At 64.2% G+C, this 16,955-nt stretch carries 17 protein-coding genes; 6 read left to right on the forward strand and 11 right to left on the reverse strand.

Translation table 11 applies throughout. From position 1 onward, the window contains the following. Window positions 1-2: 2 nt before the first annotated feature. The 6 genes from ilvC to C2138_RS09315 form a co-directional block, all read right to left on the reverse strand. Window positions 3-1,028 carry a ketol-acid reductoisomerase gene (ilvC, locus tag C2138_RS09290; protein ID WP_108517304.1) on the reverse strand — a complete coding sequence of 342 codons (1,026 nt, stop codon included), beginning with the start codon at window positions 1,026-1,028 and terminating at the stop codon, window positions 3-5. A 71-nt stretch (window positions 1,029-1,099) separates the two neighbouring features. Continuing rightward, on the reverse strand, window positions 1,100-1,606 hold the full coding sequence (ilvN, locus tag C2138_RS09295) for an acetolactate synthase small subunit (RefSeq protein WP_108517305.1): 507 nt from the start codon (window positions 1,604-1,606) through the stop codon (window positions 1,100-1,102). A gap of 3 nt (window positions 1,607-1,609) precedes the next feature. Continuing rightward, window positions 1,610-3,400: an acetolactate synthase large subunit gene (locus C2138_RS09300; RefSeq protein ID WP_108517307.1), complete on the reverse strand. Its 1,791-nt coding sequence runs from the start codon at window positions 3,398-3,400 to the stop codon at window positions 1,610-1,612. A gap of 72 nt (window positions 3,401-3,472) precedes the next feature. Next, entirely contained in the window at window positions 3,473-5,167 is a 1,695-nt protein-coding gene (gene ilvD / locus C2138_RS09305; RefSeq protein WP_108517309.1) for a dihydroxy-acid dehydratase, read from the reverse strand. A 30-nt stretch (window positions 5,168-5,197) separates the two neighbouring features. After that, a complete protein-coding gene (locus C2138_RS09310; RefSeq protein ID WP_241961093.1) occupies window positions 5,198-5,671 on the reverse strand; it encodes a VanZ family protein in 474 nt (157 codons plus the stop codon). A gap of 77 nt (window positions 5,672-5,748) precedes the next feature. Continuing rightward, window positions 5,749-6,468 carry a ferritin-like fold-containing protein gene (locus tag C2138_RS09315; RefSeq protein ID WP_108517311.1) on the reverse strand — a complete coding sequence of 240 codons (720 nt, stop codon included), beginning with the start codon at window positions 6,466-6,468 and terminating at the stop codon, window positions 5,749-5,751. 252 nt (window positions 6,469-6,720) lie between these two features. On the opposite strand from C2138_RS09315, the gene C2138_RS09320 reads away from it, so the two are divergent. Next, window positions 6,721-8,145, forward strand: a complete 1,425-nt coding sequence (locus C2138_RS09320) for a DEAD/DEAH box helicase (protein ID WP_108519006.1) — start codon at window positions 6,721-6,723, stop codon at window positions 8,143-8,145. Window positions 8,146-8,181: 36 nt separating this feature from the next. On the opposite strand, the gene C2138_RS09325 is transcribed toward C2138_RS09320, so the two are convergent. Next, the gene (locus tag C2138_RS09325) at window positions 8,182-9,033 is read right to left on the reverse strand and encodes a PHP domain-containing protein (protein ID WP_108517313.1); all 852 of its coding nucleotides are present in this window, start codon (window positions 9,031-9,033) and stop codon (window positions 8,182-8,184) included. Window positions 9,034-9,114: 81 nt separating this feature from the next. On the opposite strand from C2138_RS09325, the gene C2138_RS09330 reads away from it, so the two are divergent. Together C2138_RS09330 and C2138_RS09335 are read left to right on the forward strand one after the other, a co-directional pair. After that, entirely contained in the window at window positions 9,115-10,167 is a 1,053-nt protein-coding gene (locus tag C2138_RS09330; protein WP_108517314.1) for an endonuclease/exonuclease/phosphatase family protein, read from the forward strand. A 56-nt stretch (window positions 10,168-10,223) separates the two neighbouring features. Further along, complete coding sequence (locus C2138_RS09335) at window positions 10,224-11,753, forward strand: aminopeptidase P family protein (protein ID WP_338418810.1); 1,530 nt, start codon at window positions 10,224-10,226, stop codon at window positions 11,751-11,753. A gap of 10 nt (window positions 11,754-11,763) precedes the next feature. Here the strand turns inward: C2138_RS09335 and C2138_RS09340 are convergent, their stop codons facing one another. The 3 genes from C2138_RS09340 to C2138_RS09350 form a co-directional block, all read right to left on the reverse strand. Next, the gene (locus C2138_RS09340) at window positions 11,764-12,420 is read right to left on the reverse strand and encodes an AAA family ATPase (protein ID WP_108519008.1); all 657 of its coding nucleotides are present in this window, start codon (window positions 12,418-12,420) and stop codon (window positions 11,764-11,766) included. Between the two features lie 69 nt (window positions 12,421-12,489). Continuing rightward, window positions 12,490-12,816 carry a carboxymuconolactone decarboxylase family protein gene (locus tag C2138_RS09345; protein WP_108517318.1) on the reverse strand — a complete coding sequence of 109 codons (327 nt, stop codon included), beginning with the start codon at window positions 12,814-12,816 and terminating at the stop codon, window positions 12,490-12,492. A gap of 8 nt (window positions 12,817-12,824) precedes the next feature. Beyond that, window positions 12,825-13,322 carry a YflT domain-containing protein gene (locus tag C2138_RS09350; protein ID WP_233245465.1) on the reverse strand — a complete coding sequence of 166 codons (498 nt, stop codon included), beginning with the start codon at window positions 13,320-13,322 and terminating at the stop codon, window positions 12,825-12,827. 36 nt (window positions 13,323-13,358) lie between these two features. Between C2138_RS09350 and C2138_RS09355 the strand changes: the two genes are divergently transcribed. Genes C2138_RS09355 through C2138_RS09365 form a run of 3 tightly spaced genes read left to right on the forward strand, consistent with a single transcriptional unit; the run spans window position 13,359 to window position 16,273 of the window. Continuing rightward, window positions 13,359-14,684, forward strand: a complete 1,326-nt coding sequence (locus tag C2138_RS09355; RefSeq protein WP_108517320.1) for a magnesium transporter MgtE N-terminal domain-containing protein — start codon at window positions 13,359-13,361, stop codon at window positions 14,682-14,684. Further along, window positions 14,668-15,192, forward strand: a complete 525-nt coding sequence (locus C2138_RS09360) for a DUF1003 domain-containing protein (RefSeq protein ID WP_108517322.1) — start codon at window positions 14,668-14,670, stop codon at window positions 15,190-15,192. Before C2138_RS09355 ends, C2138_RS09360 begins: the two co-directional genes overlap by 17 nt. Then, window positions 15,179-16,273: an Mrp/NBP35 family ATP-binding protein gene (locus tag C2138_RS09365; RefSeq protein WP_108517324.1), complete on the forward strand. Its 1,095-nt coding sequence runs from the start codon at window positions 15,179-15,181 to the stop codon at window positions 16,271-16,273. The genes C2138_RS09360 and C2138_RS09365 overlap by 14 nt, the downstream gene beginning before the upstream one ends. Here C2138_RS09365 and C2138_RS09370 read toward each other — a convergent pair. Beyond that, the gene (locus C2138_RS09370; protein ID WP_199286529.1) at window positions 16,270-16,953 is read right to left on the reverse strand and encodes a DNA alkylation repair protein; all 684 of its coding nucleotides are present in this window, start codon (window positions 16,951-16,953) and stop codon (window positions 16,270-16,272) included. The two genes, C2138_RS09365 and C2138_RS09370, sit on opposite strands and share 4 nt — an antisense overlap. Window positions 16,954-16,955 lie beyond the last annotated feature (2 nt).

Genomic DNA, 16,955 nt, shown 5'->3' on the forward strand with positions numbered 1-16,955 from the left:
ACTCAGCGCGCTGCGGAGCCGTCCGTGTAGTCGGCGTCCTGCTGCTTCCACGCGAAGAGCGAGCGAAGCTCCTTGCCCGTGACCTCGATGGGGTGCGCTGCACCCTTCTCACGGAGGCCGAGGAACTCAGTGCCGCCACCATCCTGGTCCTTGATAAAGCGATCTGCGAACGCACCGGACTGGATGTCGGCGAGAACGGCCTTCATGTTCTCCTTTACGTCCGGCGTGATCACGCGGGGGCCGGAGACGTAGTCGCCGTACTCGGCCGTGTCGGAGACCGACCAGCGCTGCTTGGCGATGCCGCCCTCCCACATGAGGTCGACGATGAGCTTGAGCTCGTGAAGAACCTCGAAGTAGGCGATCTCGGGCTGGTAGCCCGCCTCGACGAGGGTCTCAAAACCGTACTGAACGAGCTGCGAGGTACCGCCGCAGAGAACAGCCTGCTCACCGAACAGGTCGGTCTCGGTCTCCTCGGTGAACGTGGTCTTGATCACGCCGGCGCGGGTTCCACCGATGGCCTTGGCGTACGACTTGGCGAGTTCCCAGGCGGTGCCAGAAGCGTCACGCTCGACGGCGATGATGTCCGGGATTCCACGGCCGGCAACGAACTCGCGGCGAACCGTGTGTCCGGGAGCCTTGGGGGCGACGAGGATGACGTCGACGCCCTCGGGCACCTCAATGTAGCCGAAGCGGATGTTGAAGCCGTGAGCGAAGGCAAGGGTCTTGCCCGGCGTGAGCTTGTCTTTGATCTCGTCGTTGAAGATCGAGCGCTGGTACTGGTCGGGGGCGAGGATCATGATCACGTCGGCCCACTCGGCGGCATCGGCGACCGACTTGACCTCGAAGCCGTCCTCCTGAGCCTTAGCAGTCGACTTCGAGCCCTCCTTGAGCGCGATGACGACCTCAACGCCCGAGTCGCGCAGGTTCAGCGCGTGAGCGTGCCCCTGCGAGCCGTAGCCGATGATGGCTACCTTCTTGCTCTGGATGAGCGACAGGTCAGCGTCCTTGTCGTAGAAGATCTCAGTCACTTGTGTTTCTCCTTGTTGTGTGAGGTGTGCAGTGTGGGCAGACGCCGACCACGATCAGTCGGCAACCCACGTCAGTTCTTGAAAACGCGCTCGGTAATGCTCTTAGCTCCGCGCCCGATAGCGAGGAGCCCCGACTGGGCGATCTCCTTGATGCCATAGGGCTCAAGCACCTTGAGCAGGGCCTGGGTCTTGGCAGTGTCACCGGTGACCTCGATCACCACGGCATCCGTCGACACATCGACGATGCGTGCGCGGAACAGCGTTGCCGCTTCGAGGATCTGGCTGCGAGTGGTGTTGTCCACTCGCACCTTGATGAGCATGTGCTCGCGCTGAACGGTCTGCGCTGGGTCGAGCTCGACAACCTTGATCACGTTGATCAGCTTGTTGAGCTGCTTCGTAACCTGCTCAAGGGGCAGCTCGTCGACGTCGACGACGACGGTGATGCGCGAGAGACCCGCGATTTCACTCTTGCCAACCGCAAGGCTCTCAATGTTGAACCCACGGCGCGCGAAGAGGCCAGCAACCCGTGTGAGCAGACCCGGCTTGTCTTCGACCAGGAGAGACAGAACATGACTCATTGCTTATTCCTCTTCCCAGGCGGGCGCGGCATCGCGGACGTATTGGATGGCCGAGTTGCCGCGACCCTGCTGCACCATGGGCCACACCATCGAGTCACGGCTCACCACGAAGTCGATTACAACGGGGCGATCGTTGGTCTCGTTAGCGAGCTTGATCGCAGCGTCGACTTCTTCTTTCTTCGTGACGCGAATCGCGAGGGCACCGTAGGCCTCCGCAAGCTTCACGAAGTCGGGAACCATAGCCGTGCCGTGCCCCGTGTTGAGGTCGGTGAACGAGTGGCGGCCTTCATACAGCAGCGTCTGCCACTGGCGAACCATGCCGAGCGACGAGTTGTTGATAACCGCGACCTTGATCGGAATCTCGTTGATCGTGCAGGTTGCCAGCTCCTGATTGGTCATCTGGAAGCAGCCGTCACCGTCGATCGACCAGACGATGCGGTCGGGATTGGCGACCTTGGCACCCATGGCCGCAGGCACGCTGTAGCCCATGGTGCCTGCACCGCCCGAGTTGAGCCAGGCGCCGGGGCGCTCGTACTTGATGAACTGTGCAGCCCACATCTGGTGCTGGCCAACTCCGGCGGCGTAAACGCCCTCAGGGCCGGTTATCGCGCCGATTCGCTCGATCACATACTGCGGCGAGAGCAGTCCATCTTCTGGCTCGTCGTACCCGAGCGGGAACTGCTCCCGCAAAAGGTTGAGGCGCGTCCACCACTCCGAAAGATCGGGGGCGTGTGCCCCGACGATCTGGGTGAACGATGCGGTCAGATCGGCGATGACATCCTTGGCATCGCCGACGATGGGAACATCGGCCGTACGGATCTTCGAGATCTCCGCTGGGTCGATGTCGACATGGACAACCTTGGCGTGGGGCGCGAACTCGCTCGTCTTGCCCGTGACGCGGTCGTCGAAGCGAGCTCCGAGCGACACCAGAAGGTCGGATTCCTGAATAGCGAGAACGGCAGGAACTGTGCCGTGCATCCCGGGCATGCCCAGGTGCTGTTCGTGGGAGTCGGGGAAAGCGCCGCGGGCCATAAGCGTCGTGACGACGGGCGCGCCGACGGTCTCTGCAAGCTTGAGAAGAACCTCGGATGCTCCGGCACGCACAACACCGCCGCCAACGTAGAGCACGGGGCGCTTGGCCTCGGCGAGCAGCTGGGCTGCCGCCTGGATCTGCTTGCCGTGCGCCTTGACGACGGGGCGGTAGCCGGGCAGGTCGACCTGAGTCGGCCACACGAATGGCGCGCGATTCTGCTGCGCATCCTTGGTGATGTCGACAAGAACGGGGCCGGGGCGGCCGGTCGTTGCGATCTGGTAGGCCGCCGCGAGCACCCCCGGAATGTCTTCGGGCTTGCTCACGAGGAACGAGTGCTTGGTGATCGGCATCGTGATTCCTACGATGTCGATCTCCTGGAACGCGTCGGTTCCCATCGAGGTCGAGAACACCTGGCCGGTGATCGCGAGCATCGGCACCGAGTCCATGTACGCGTCGGCGATCGCCGTCACCAGGTTGGTCGCGCCGGGGCCAGAGGTCGCGATGGCGACTCCGACCTTTCCGCTCGACGAGGCATAGCCCTCAGCCGCGTGACCCGCACCCTGTTCGTGACGAACGAGGATGTGACGGATCGACTTCGACGACATGAGTTCGTCGTAGAACGGCATGATTGCGCCGCCCGGCAGACCGAAGACATCGGTGATGCCGAGCTTTTCGAGCGAGCGGAGCACTGCCCCGGATCCCGTGAGGATCTCGGGCATGCTCGACGTGCTGGTGGGAATGGGAGGTGCGTCTGCTGACATCACTGAATTCCTTGTGATCGTGAACACGAATGGCCGGGGCACTGGTGTGCCCCTAGAGCTGAGGTGACGCGGCTACCCCGTGATTGCGCCCTCTGATGCAGAGTGCACGAGCTTGGAGTACTTCGCGAGAACGCCACGGGTATAGCGCGGGGGAAGTGGAGCCCAGCCGTTGCGGCGAGCTTCCAGCTCTGCTTCATCGACGAGTAGGTCGAGTGAGCGAGCTGCGATATCGACCCGAATCAGATCACCATCGCGCACGAATGCGATTGGACCTGCGTCCACCGCCTCGGGTGCTATGTGGCCGATGCACAGGCCGGTTGTGCCGCCTGAGAATCGTCCGTCCGTCAACAGTAGTACATCTTTTCCGAGCCCCGCGCCCTTGATCGCCGCGGTGATCGCGAGCATCTCGCGCATGCCGGGGCCGCCCTTGGGTCCCTCGTAACGAATAACGACAATGTCGCCAGCCTTGATTCGACCCTCGGTGAGAGCATCCATGGCTCCGCGCTCACGCTCGAATACGCGGGCGGGGCCCTCGAATACAGCAGCGTCGAAGCCAGCCGTCTTGACGACAGCACCCTCGGGGGCGAACGTTCCCTTGAGCACCGCAAGACCACCCGAGGCGTGGATGGGGTTGTCGAGCGTGCGCAGAACCTCGCCGTCGAGAGGATCGATATCCATCTCGGCGAGGTTCTCTGCCATGGTCTTGCCCGTGACGGTGAGGGCATCGCCGTGCATGAGTCCCGCGTCAAGAAGCGCCTTCATAAGAACGGGGAGCCCGCCATGACGGTCGACGTCGTTCATCACGTACTTGCCGAACGGCTTGAGGTCGCCGATGTGGGGAACCTTGTCGCCGATGCGGTTGAAGTCATCGAGGGTCAGGTCAACCCCCGCCTCGTTCGCGATTGCGAGCAGGTGAAGGATGATGTTGGTCGATCCGCCCAGTGCCATGCCCACGGCGATGGCGTTCTCGAATGCCTTCTTAGTGAGGATGTCGCCCGTCGTGATGCCCAGGCGCAGCATGTTCACCACGGCCTCGCCGGAGCGGTGGGCGTAGTAGTCGCGGCGGCGATCGGCGGATGCGGGCGAAGCCGAGCCGGGAAGGCTCATGCCGAGCGCCTCGGCGACACTCGCCATGGTGTTGGCCGTGTACATGCCACCACAGGCACCCTCGCCGGGCGCGAAGGCACACTCGATGCGCTTGGCGTCTGCGGCCGACATCTTGCCAGCCTTGACAGCGCCGACGGCCTCGAACGAGTCGATGATCGTGATGTCCTTCTCGGTGCCGTCGCTGAGCTTGACCCAGCCCGGAGCGATGGAACCGGCATAGAGGAACACTGAAGCAAGGTTGAGTCGCGCGGCCGCCATGAGCATGCCGGGGATCGACTTGTCGCATCCGGCCAGCACGACGGAGCCGTCGAGGCGCTCCGCCATCATCACAGTCTCAACGGAGTCGGCAATGACTTCGCGCGAGACGAGCGAGAAGTGCATGCCCTCATGGCCCATCGAGATTCCGTCGGAGACGGAGATCGTGCCGAACTGCAGCGGGTAGCCGCCGCCGGAGTACACGCCCTCTTTAGCGGCTTGCGCGAGGCGGCTCAGGCTCAGGTTGCAGGGGGTGATCTCGTTCCACGAACTGGCAACACCGATCTGCGGCTTATCCCAGTCGGCGTCACCCATTCCGACTGCACGCAGCATGCCGCGGGAAGTCATCGCCTCGATTCCGTCGGTGACGGTGCGGCTGCGGGGCTTCATATCGTTCTCAGGCATGCCCCAAGTTTAGGGCCATGTCGTAGCAGGTCAGACGAGACCGGAGACCCTCGCGTCAGCGCCCTTCTGACTGCGGGAGCTGCGCCGCTGCGCTATTTCCTTGGGCCACGTGAGAAGCAGCGCGAGAACGACCCCGATGACCGCCCCTGAGGCGTTCGAGATCAGATCGCGGATGTCGGTGACCCGGTCGTTCAGAAACAGCTGCGCGAACTCGATGCCCACCGTCACGAGAACACTCACGAGGATCGCGAACCACCATTGGCGGCGACCGAAAAGAAGAACAAAGAGCAGGCCGATCGGAATGAACATGAGCACATTGGCCGCGAACTCGACCCGGTCATAGGTGATCCACTGCAGGGACTCGTAGGCCTGTAGGCGCTCCAAGACGTTCCACAGCAGGCTGCGAGCTCGCCCGTCGAGCGGCTGTGGTCCCAGAGTGAGCCAGCCCACAATCGCCAAGTACGCCACGGTGGCGAGGCTCAGCAGGGGGTGACGGCGCAGCATCCGTCAATCCTGGGGCATGGCCGCTGAGAAAGGCCGACGAAGTCGGTGAGAATTGAGCAGGGTCACGCGGCTGATGCCTACGCGGTAAGCCCCAGAACATCCATTCGGCGCGTGTGGGCGGCAATAAGCTCCGTGAAGATCGGCTCAAGCCTGGCTTCGTCGGGGGTGCTGCCGCCAGGGACCTCGAGCGAAGATCGCGCCATAAGAAGGGTGTCCCCCACGAGACGGCGCCCCCAGAGGGCAAGCCGAGAGGCCAGTGCAGGCTCGGCATCGATCGCGGAGCGAAGCGCCTCGACGATTATGGGGCTCGGCTCGTTCTCGGTGAGCAGCGTGACGATGCGGTCCCGAGGTGCGGCGGGCAGCCCCTCGGCGAGCGCCGTAAAAAAGTCGGTGAGCATTCCCGCGGTGATGTAGCTGGTGACTACCGTCTCGTACCAGTCGTTGCCGCGGGTGGTGCTGCGATACCTCTCCACCGGTGCGGCGAAGTGCTCCATAAGGTCTTCTGGCTTGTCTCCGCCGCGCTCGATCTCGGCAATGAGGCCCTCGAGTTTGTTGAGCGAGATACGAGCGACCCGAGCAAGGGCGACCTTGTCGTGAGTGGTCGGCGACCCGGCAATCGCACCGGTTATCGTCTCGAAGTTCGACAGCTGAAGATAAGCGGCCTGGCCGAGATAACGCGGGAGATCGGGGGATAATTCGCCGAGGGCGACCCGGTTGACGGTCTGCGTGGCTTTATTTCGCGGTTTGAGCTTGGGCGCAACGATCTGCTTGCGACCGCGACCGAAGAGGGAGAACACGAACCCAGACTAGTGCCGGGAGCGGCAGAGAACAGCCCGCGCAGGGCCGACGACGCTCCGCAACGCTCACGTTCAGGGGCTGTGCGGGGTCTCTGCCCCTAAACTGGGTGTAATGCCTCCCGCTTCTGGTGGAGGTTTCTACGCCCCAGGTGAAAGCGGGCGTACTCGCTTTGGACAGGGCACATACACGTGACTTCAGATCAGACTTCGTCAGAACCCAAGACATTCGCCGATCTCGGCATCGAACAGGACATGGTCGACGCACTCGCGTCGAAGGGCATCACTAGCCCCTTCCCCATCCAGGAACAGACCATCCCCATGGGCCTCGGCGGCCAGGACATCATCGGCCAGGCCAAGACAGGAACCGGCAAGACGCTCGGCTTCGGTCTGCCCCTGCTGCAGGAGCTCGGCCCGAACCCGGAGCCCGGTGTCAAGGCGCTCGTCGTCGTACCGACCCGCGAGCTGTGCGTTCAGGTCGCAGAAGACCTCACGCTCGCAGCCTCGAACCGTGGCACTCAGGTCGCCGCGATCTACGGCGGCAAGGCCTACGAGGGTCAGGTCGAGCAGATCAAGGCCGGCGCGCAGGTCATCGTAGGAACTCCCGGGCGCCTCCTGGACCTCGCGAGCCAGCGGATGCTGTCGCTCAAGGACGTCAAGGTCATGGTTCTCGACGAGGCCGACAAGATGCTTGATCTCGGGTTCCTCTCCGACATCGAGAAGCTCTTCTCGCAGACGAGCCCCACCCGCCACACGATGCTGTTCTCGGCGACGATGCCCGGCCCGATCGTGGCGCTTGCCCGTCGCTTCATGAACAAGCCCATCCACATCCGCGCGACTGACCCCGATGAGGGCCTGACGCAGGCGAACATCAAGCACGTCGTCTACCGCGCTCACTCGCTCGACAAGGACGAGGTCATCGCCCGCATCCTCCAGGCCGAGGGCCGGGGCAAGACCGTGATCTTCACGCGAACCAAGCGCGCCGCCGCAAAGCTCGTCGAGGAGCTGGGCGACCGCGGCTTCAACGCTGCTGCGGTGCACGGCGACCTCAACCAGGAACAGCGCGAGCGCGCAATGGCCGCGTTCAAGGCTGGCAAGAAAGACATCCTGATTGCAACGGATGTCGCGGCTCGCGGCATCGACGTCAACGACGTGACCCACGTGATCAACCACACGGTGCCCGACGACCACGACACCTACCTGCACCGCGCTGGCCGCACCGGCCGCGCTGGCAAGACCGGCATCGCCGTGACCTTCGTTGACTGGGACGACCTGCACAAGTGGGCCCTCATCAACCGCGCTCTGGAGATGAACATCCCCGAGCCGACCGAGACCTACTCGTCGTCGCCGCACCTCTTTGCCGAGCTCGACATCCCCGAGGGCACCAAGGGCCGTCTTGCCTCAGCCGGGCCGGTCCGCGCCCGCGAGCCCCGTGCTGCCGTCGCCTCAGGCGGCCGCGGCCGCGACGGTGCCAAGAACGATGGTTCCTCCCGTGACGGCGGCTCCCGCGGTGGCGCCGATCGCACCCGCACCCGCACGCGCTCAGTTGCGACGGAGGGTGCAGAATCCGCACCTAAGGCCGAGGGCGCTGGAACGCATGACGGTACGGGCCCGGCCCGTCGTCGGCGCAACCGCACCCGCCGCCCCAGCACGGGAAGCACCCCGCCTCCCGTCGCCTAGATCTGGCACCCGGATACGGGCGCGCGCGACCGACTGCTACGGCAGAAACGGCTGCGCGCCCGTACCTTCGGCGACGATGCGCTCGAGAACCTCGGCCGACGTTGTGTTCTCGGCCAAGCGGTTGGGCTTTCCCTGCCCGTGATAGTCGCTCGAGCCCGTGAGAACGAGCCCGAACTCGCGAGCCAGTTCGCGCAGGCGCACCTTGCCGTCCTCCGTGTTTTCACGATGGTCGATCTCGAGCCCAAAAAGGCCAGCATCCGCCATCGCCGCGAAGGTGGCATGGTCGAGCACCGCGTCGCGACCCAGCGTCGCCGGGTGAGCGAGAACGGGCACTCCCCCGGCCGCTCTCACGAGCCTGATAGCCGAGACAGGGTCTGGCGCATAGTGCGGCATCGTGTATCCATGTCTCGGATGCAGGATCTGCTCGAACGCCTCCGTACGAGTGGCAGCGTGGCCACGAGTCACGAGAGCATCGGCGATATGCGGTCGCCCGACCGTCGTGCCCGTGTGTGTGTGGGCAAGAACGTCGTCCCAGGTGAGGGAGTAGTCGAGTGCAAGATTGGCGACAATGCTCTCGGCGCGGGTCAACCGTGACGAACGGATGCGCGCCGTCTCGGCAATGATATCGGCGTCGGTCGGATCAAACAGGTACGCCAGAAGGTGAACGGAGCGGTGCCCCTGACGCGTGCTGAACTCCATGCCGGGGATGACCGTAAGACCGGTGCCCTGGGCTGTTGCGCGCGCCTCGGCCCAGCCCGCGGTCGAGTCGTGGTCGGTTATGGCGATGGTGTCGAGACCCGCTGCGACCGCCGCTCGAATCAGCTGCGCCGGGGTCTCGGTGCCGTCGCTGACACTGCTGTGAGTGTGCAGGTCGATGAGGCGCTCCATAGATCCACTCTATTCGCGGCAGAGCGGTTGCGGGCCCGCCTCCGCTGCGGACTCAGCACCACCGGGTACAGTGACAACGTCATGATCCGCCGTCTCCTCTCAGCAGCGCTCATCCTCGCCACGTTCGCTGTTTTGGCGGTGGCCGGATGGCCCCAACTTTTTGGACTTCAGCGCGCCGAGTTTGTCGCCCAGGTCGTTTCTCTCCGGGGTGCTGCCGCGGTCGTCGTTGCCGCTGCTGCCATCGCACTGTTGCTCCTCGGGGTCTTCATCGCGAGCTTTCGCAAGTTGGCCGCATCCTTGGCGGTGCTCGCACTCGCCTTTGTGGCACTCACCGCCATTGTGCTGGTCTCTCGCGGACTAGAAACCACGGCGACCGCCGATGGCGGTCCGTCGGAGGACGCCATCACCGTGCTTGCCTGGAACACATTGGGGCCGGCGACCGACCCGCAACAGGTCGCGGACCTGGCCATCAGCCGAGGGGCGAAAATCGTCGTGCTGCCCGAGACGCTCGAGGTAGACGCCGTCGAAGCCGCCATGGCTATGCGCGAGGCTGGCAGCCCGATGTGGGTGCTGACAACCGCCTACGACCTCATCTCACCGGCCCGATCCACCTCGCTCCTCATCAGCACAGATCTGGGCGAGTACGAGTTTGACGCCGACCTCAAAACCACCGAAGTGCTTCCCACCGTGGTGGCGCGACCCGTCAACGGAGCTGGCCCCACGATCATCGCGGTGCACGCGGTCGCTCCTATCCCCGGCCAGATGGATAACTGGCGGTCTGATCTTGCCCTGCTGTCGGAGATGTGCTCGGGCGACAACATCATCATGGCGGGCGATTTCAACGCCACGATCGACCACTTCGCCGGCCTAGGTTCGTGGGAATCGACGACCCATGTTGACGACAGGCTCGCCTCCTCCGCTCGCCTCGGTGAGTGCGTCGATGCCGCCGCCTCGGTCGGCGCCGGAGGCGTTGGCACCTGGCCCACGGCGCTGCTCCCCCAGCTCGGAGCCCCCATCGACCACGTTATGACCACGGATGAATGGCGCGTCTCGCAGTTCGAGGTCGTCACCGAGGCAGACTCAATCGGCAGCGACCACCGCCCCGTCGTTGCCCACCTAGAACCGCGCGCCTAAGATCGACGCCGCTGCTCCCATGGGGTGCAGAGCAAGTCAGTGGGAGAATGGATGTCATGGAGACATCTCGCTCGCCGAAGCCCGCCACCGCCAGCTCTGTTGCCGCCGAGCCAGAGCCGCGGGCAACGTCTAATCGATCGACTACGCCGCAGTCGTCGACGTTCAGCGACTACATCGCGTCGTCGTGGGCTCCCCGCTCGGAGCCGGTGCCCGAAGCCCGCGAGGAGGCTGCCTACGCCGCCGCTCGTCGCGAGCGAATCTCCCAGCTGCACCCGGGCAAGCGACTGATCATTCCCGCAGGGTCGTCCAAGGTGCGCTCGAACGACACCGACTATCCGTTCCGCGCCCACTCCGCTTTTGCCCACCTCACGGGGTGGGGATCCTCCAGCGAGCCCGGCGCAGTCCTCGTGCTCGAGCCGACTGATGGCGGCCATACCGCGACGCTTTTCTTTAGGGAGCGCGCCGGCCGCGACTCCGATGAGTTCTATGCGAACCCAGAGATCGGCGAGTTCTGGATCGGTGCGCGCCCCTCGCTCGTGCAGGTTGCCGGAGACCTGGGCCTCGCCACCAAGGGCATCGCCGAACTTGATGCCGTGCTCGACGCCGTCGATGTCGACACCCTGATCGTGCGGGATGCCGACCGTGACCTCACCGACCAGGTTGACGGCCGGCGGCTGCTCGCCGTGGACCTGCCGCCAGAAGCCGACGAGGATCGGTCGGGTGATGACGCGCTCGCGCAGGATCTCTCAGAGATTCGACTCGTCAAAGACGCCTACGAGATCGGCCAGATGCGTCTGGCCGTCAACGCCACTCGGCGCGGCTTCGACGATGTCATAGCCGACCGTGCCGAAATCATGGCTCACCCTCGCGGCGAGCGCCTCGTCGAGGGCACCTTCAACCGGCGCGCTAGGGCCGATGGCAACACCGTCGGGTACGACACGATCGCCGCATCCGGCCCTCACGCATGCATTCTGCACTGGACCCGCAACGACGGACCCGTCTCCGCCGGCGACCTCATCCTTCTCGACGCCGGAATCGAACTCGACAGCTACTACACGGCCGACATCACCCGCACTCTGCCGATCAGCGGCACCTTCACCCCCGTGCAGCGCCGCGTCTATGAGGCCGTGCTTGAGGCCGCCGATGCCGCATTCGCAATCGTGCGCCCCGGCATCCGGTTCCGCGAGATTCATGCCGAGGCGATGCGGGTAATCGCCGAGAAAACAGCTGAGTGGGGATTGCTGCCCACAAGTGCAGCAGAGTCGCTCGAGGCCGATAAGCAGTACCACCGCCGCTACATGGTGCATGGCACGAGCCACCACCTGGGGATGGACGTGCACGACTGCGCTCAGGCTCGCCGGGAGCTCTACCTTGACGGCGTTCTCGAAGAGGGAATGGTGTTCACCATCGAGCCAGGGCTGTATTTTCAGCCGGACGATCTGACCGTGCCCGAGGAGTTCCGCGGGATCGGCGTGCGAATCGAGGACGACATCCTCGTGACCGCCGACGGTGCCGAGAACCTATCGATCAACATCCCGCGCACGGCGGACGATGTTGAGGCCTGGCTCGCCGCTCACCCGCTCTAGACGGCGCGGATCAGTCCAGGTACCGCAGGTACCTCTCCGGCGACTCCAAAAACCCGCGCCAATTGCGAACGAGATCGAGATCGTCGTACTCGCTCGATCGGATGCCCCACTCCCCAACCTCATAGAGGCTGGCACCCGGATAGGCGGCCAGCACGGGCGAGTGCGTGGAGAGCAGCACCTGCGAGCCGTTGGAAACAAGGTCGCGCAGGAGTCCAATGAGGGCGAGACAGCCGGGGAGGGAGAGGGCGGATTCTGGCTCGTCGAGCACCCAGAGCCCTCGTACCCGTGACCGTGCCGCCACGAGATCAAGAAACGACTCCCCGTGGCTCTGTTCGTGAAAGGTGCCCTCATCACCGATCGACTCCAGATAGGTGAAAAAGCCGTGCATGGTTTCGGCGCGCAAGAAAAAACCCTGTTTCGACGCCCCAGCGCCCCGTATGAGTTGCAGATGATCGGCGAGATCCGACTCGGTCTTGCGAGTCTCGCTCATCGACGCGGTCGAACCACCCTCCGGGTTCATGCCGAATGCCGACGCAATCGCCTCCACAATGGTGGACTTGCCTGCGCCGTTCTCGCCGACCAGCACCGTGACCGGCGCCAGGTCGAAGCCCTCGTCCAAAATCTGCCGCACGGGAGCGAGTGTTGCCGGCCACGACGAACGGCGCATCGGCGCGAGGGGATGCTCCTCGATGCGACGCAACGGGGCACTATCGAAAATACGATCCACGCCAGTCGCTCAGTGCTCGTGAGGCGCAGCGGCTTTAAAGGCGAGCCGCCCATGCATGAAGGGCGCTCCCGTTCCGATCGCAGCGGCCACCCACACGGATTCTGCGACCTCGGCCTCCGTTGCCCCTGCCGTCACAGCGCTCTTGGTGTGCACCTCAATGCAATAGGAGCACTGCATCGAAACGGCCACGGCAACCGCCATGAGCTCACGGTATTTCTTGGGGATCTCCCGTCCCTCATCCGCGAACACCGCCCCGTTGAACTCCCCATAGGCCTTGAGCAGGTCCGGGCTCGCCGTCTTGTAGTTGCGCATGTACTCGCGGTCATCCGTGCTCATGGCTGCCTCTACTGCTCTGTCTCCGGGCGGCTGAGCAGTTCCTGCGCCCGGAGGGCCACAGCCGGCTGGACGACGATCTGATAGTTGGATGCGATGACCTGGTGGGTCGAGGTGAAGTCGCGGCGACTGCGGTTGAGCGAATACGACACGATGCCGAAGATCATGCCGAAACCAGCGCCGATGAGCAAGGCCGCGCCAACAAATGCAATCGCGGCGGGGTTGTCAGAAAACATGAACAGCAGCAGCCCGAAAAAGAGACCAAACCAAGCTCCGCTTGCGGCACCGGCTCCCGCCGCACGACCGTAGGTGAGTTTTCCCGTGACCCGCTCGACCGTCTTGAGGTCGTTGCCGACGATGGCCAGCTGATTCACAGGGAACTCTCGCTTAGCCAGTCGGTCGACTACCGCCTGTGCTTCGGGGTACGTGTCGTAGGTGCCGAGAATGTCTCCGTGAGGAATTGTCGGCACGGGTCGCGCGCGGCGCGAATAGGAGCTGGGGTTGGTCACCGGCTCATTCTTTCACCAGAAGGCTAGGGTTGTACCGTGAGCCCCACCAGAGTCTTTGTCGCGCGCCTAGCAGGGTGCTCTGTTTTCGACCCCGCTGGCGACAAGGTCGGCAGGGTGCGCGACGTTCTCGTTGTGTACCGCAGCACGCAGTCGCCCCGCGTCGTGGGATTCATCGTTGAGGTTCCCGGGCGCCGGCGCGTGTTCCTGTCCATTGGCAGAATCACCAGCATCGGATCAGGCCAGATCATCACGACCGGCCTCATCAACTTGAGGCGCTTTGAGCAGCGCGGCGGCGAAGTGCGCGTCATCGCCGAGATGCTCGGACGCAAGGTCACCCTCGCCGACGGCAGCAGCACCGCCATCATCGAAGACGTTGCCATCGAGGAGACGGGGCCCGGCGAGTGGGCCGTCAGCGAGCTGTTCTTGCGGCGCCCCAAGACGAGCGCATCTCCCTTCGCCAAGGGTCAGACGACGTTTGCCAAGTGGAACGATGTGCGCGAGAACGTCACGGCAGGCGAAGCACAGTCGGCCAGTCACCTGCTCGCAACCTACGAAGACCTGCTGCCTGCTGACCTTGCCAATGCCCTGCTCGACCTGCCGGAACAGCGCATGCTCGAGGTCGCCGAAGAACTGAGCGACGAACGGCTCGCCGACGTGCTGGAAGAAATGCCCGAGAGCGAGCAGGTCGGCATTCTCAACAAGCTTGACGATGACCGTGCCGCTACGGTTCTCGACCAGATGCAGCCGGATGATGCGGCCGACCTCATCGCTCAGCTCGATGAGGAGCGCGGCGAGGCCCTGCTTGACCTCATGCAGCCAGAAGAGGCAGAAGACGTGCGAATGCTTCTGCTCTTCGCGCCAGACACCGCGGGTGGCCTCATGACCACGGAGCCGATCATCGTGTCCTCCGACGCAACGGTCGCCGAGGGCCTTGCCCTCATCCGCCGCCACGAACTCGCACCCGCGCTGGGCGCGGCCATCTGCGTGACCCTGCCGCCCTACGAATCTCCGACCGGTCGATTTCTCGGCATGGTGCACTTTCAGCGCATGCTGCGCTACCCGCCAGGCGAGCGTCTCGGTACCCTGCTCGACCAGCAGCTGGAGCCGGTCAATGCCTCGGCATCGGCGGCGGAGGTCGCGCGGATCCTCGCCACCTACGACCTTGTTTCCGTTCCCGTTGTCGACGACAACCATCGCCTTGTAGGGGTGGTGACCATTGACGATGTTCTCGACTACCTGCTGCCAGACGACTGGCGAAGTCACGACGACGAACCGACACCTGCGCCGTTCGTAGCGGTAGAGACACGACCCCAGCCCATAATTCAGTCCGGAAGGAGGCCCGCCAATGGCTCGTCGCACTGAGGCAGACCTCGAATCCCCCAAAGGGCTAAGGCAAAAGTTCGTTCCCCGCTTCGGCAGAGGTCAGGGCCGAGACCGCATGGGTCGCTTCTCTGAGTCGTTCGCTCGAGCGATGGGCACACCCGCCTTCCTCGTGGGTATGACCGTGTTCTGCCTCGTCTGGATCGGCTACAACACGTGGGCACCCATAGAGCTGCAGTTCGACCCCCGCGCCCTCAACTACACACTGCTGACCCTCATCCTCTCGTTGCAGGCCAGCTATGCCGCTCCCATGATCCTGCTCGCCCAGAACCGTCAAGACGACCGAGACCGCGTGCAGATCGAGCAGGACCGCCAGCGGGCCGAACGCAACCTCAACGACACCGAATACCTCGCCCGCGAGGTTGTCGCACTTCGCCTCGCGATGAAGGACGTCGCCACCAAGGACTTCATCCGGGCAGAGCTGCGCTCGCTTCTTGAAGAACTGGACAGGGAGAAGGACTCCCCCGGGTCATCGCATGACGAGCGCTGACAAGATTCGCGCCGCGCTCGCCCACGTCACCGACCCTGAGATTCGTCGCCCCATTACCGAGCTGGACATGGTCGGCGATATCTCCGTCGACGGCGGCGTCGCCTCTGTCGTGATCAAACTTACGATCGTGGGATGCCCGGCCGCCGACCGCATCGAGCGCGATGTGCGCACGGCGGTCGAGGCTGTCGAAGGCGTCTCACAGGCGGAAATCGCCCTCACGGTCATGACTCCGGATGAGCGCCGCTCGCTTACATCGAGGCTCCAGGGTGGGCGGCGAGCAATGCCCTTCACCCCGGAGAGCCTCACGAGGGTGATCGCCGTGACCAGCGGCAAGGGCGGGGTAGGCAAGTCCACGCTCACCGCAAACCTTGCGGTCGCCATGACGCAGCTCGGGCTCAAGGTCGGGCTCATCGATGCCGATGTATTCGGATTCTCGATTCCCGGCCTTCTCGGAATCCCTACGGCCAAGCCCACACGGGTGGGCGATATGATCCTGCCGCCCATTGCCTACGGTGTGAAGACCATCTCCATCGGCATGTTTGTGGAGGGCTCCACCGCTGTTTCGTGGCGCGGCCCCATGCTCCACCGCACAATCGAGCAGTTTCTCACCGACGTCTATTTTGGCGACCTCGATGTCCTGCTGCTTGACCTGCCGCCCGGCACAGGAGACGTCGCCATCACGATCGGGCAGTTGCTGCCCCATGCTGAGGTTCTTGTCGTCACAACCCCCCAATCCGCCGCGGCTGAGGTCGCTGAGCGCAGCGGCCTCGTGGCCCGTCAGACTGGCCAGACCGTAATCGGCGTGATCGAGAACATGGCTGGCCTCGTTGCTCCCGACGGGAGCATCCTCGACATTTTCGGCTCAGGCGGCGGGGCAGAAGTCGCCAGCAGGCTCGACGTTCCCCTGCTCGCCTCCGTGCCGCTGAGCATCGCTGTGCGGCAGGGCGGCGATGCCGGCGCCCCCGTCGTCGTTGCCGACCCGATGGATGCCGCGGCGGCCGCCATCCTGGGCGTGGCTTCTGCGATCTCCCAGCGTGGGCGCGGACTCGCCGGCCGAAGTCTCGGCGTCAGCCCCGCCTAAAGCGAGCGTCTCCGAACGATCTCGGTGATCCAGATCGGGGCAAACGGCGACGTGCAGTTGGGCGGAGTGGGGTAGTCCTTGAGCACCTCAAGTCGCTCACCGATACTCATGGCGCGTGACCGCAGCTCAGGGTGGTTGATGCCGATCGTCGCGAGGCACTCATTCATCGCCCACTGCAGCCGATCTGGGGAATCCTTCATCTCTGCTTCTATCGTGTCGAGCAGCCCGGGCAGATCAAGACCGTCCGGCGATGTGGCGACGCGATCGCTCGTGAGCGCCCATCCCGCACTGGCGACAACCGCGTCCTCATCCACAAACCATGTCGTGCGAAGCTCCTCCACGGAGGGGCTCTTCTTGACGATGTAGTTCACGAGCCAGTCGTGCACCTTGGGCACTCTCGCCTCGCGCAGCATCCCGTCGAGTTCTGCCTCGCTGTAGTGCTTCGGCCTGCTGATCAGGATGGCCACCAGCCGAGCGGCTGTGTCGCCGGTCGCCCACAGTTCCCTCGCCAGATCTGGCTGAATCTTGAGTTTTTTGGCGACTTCTCTGAGCTTGGTGAGGTTGACGCCATGATCATCGCCGTGGCGCTCATTGACCGCCCGAATCTTGGAATCCTCCAGGGCAGCAAGGTCAGCGAGTACCTCGTTCACTGTGGCGCTCGATGCGTTCGCTGTGGCCACTT

The organism is Salinibacterium hongtaonis, assembly GCF_003065485.1.
Lineage (GTDB): Bacteria > Actinomycetota > Actinomycetes > Actinomycetales > Microbacteriaceae > Homoserinimonas > Homoserinimonas hongtaonis.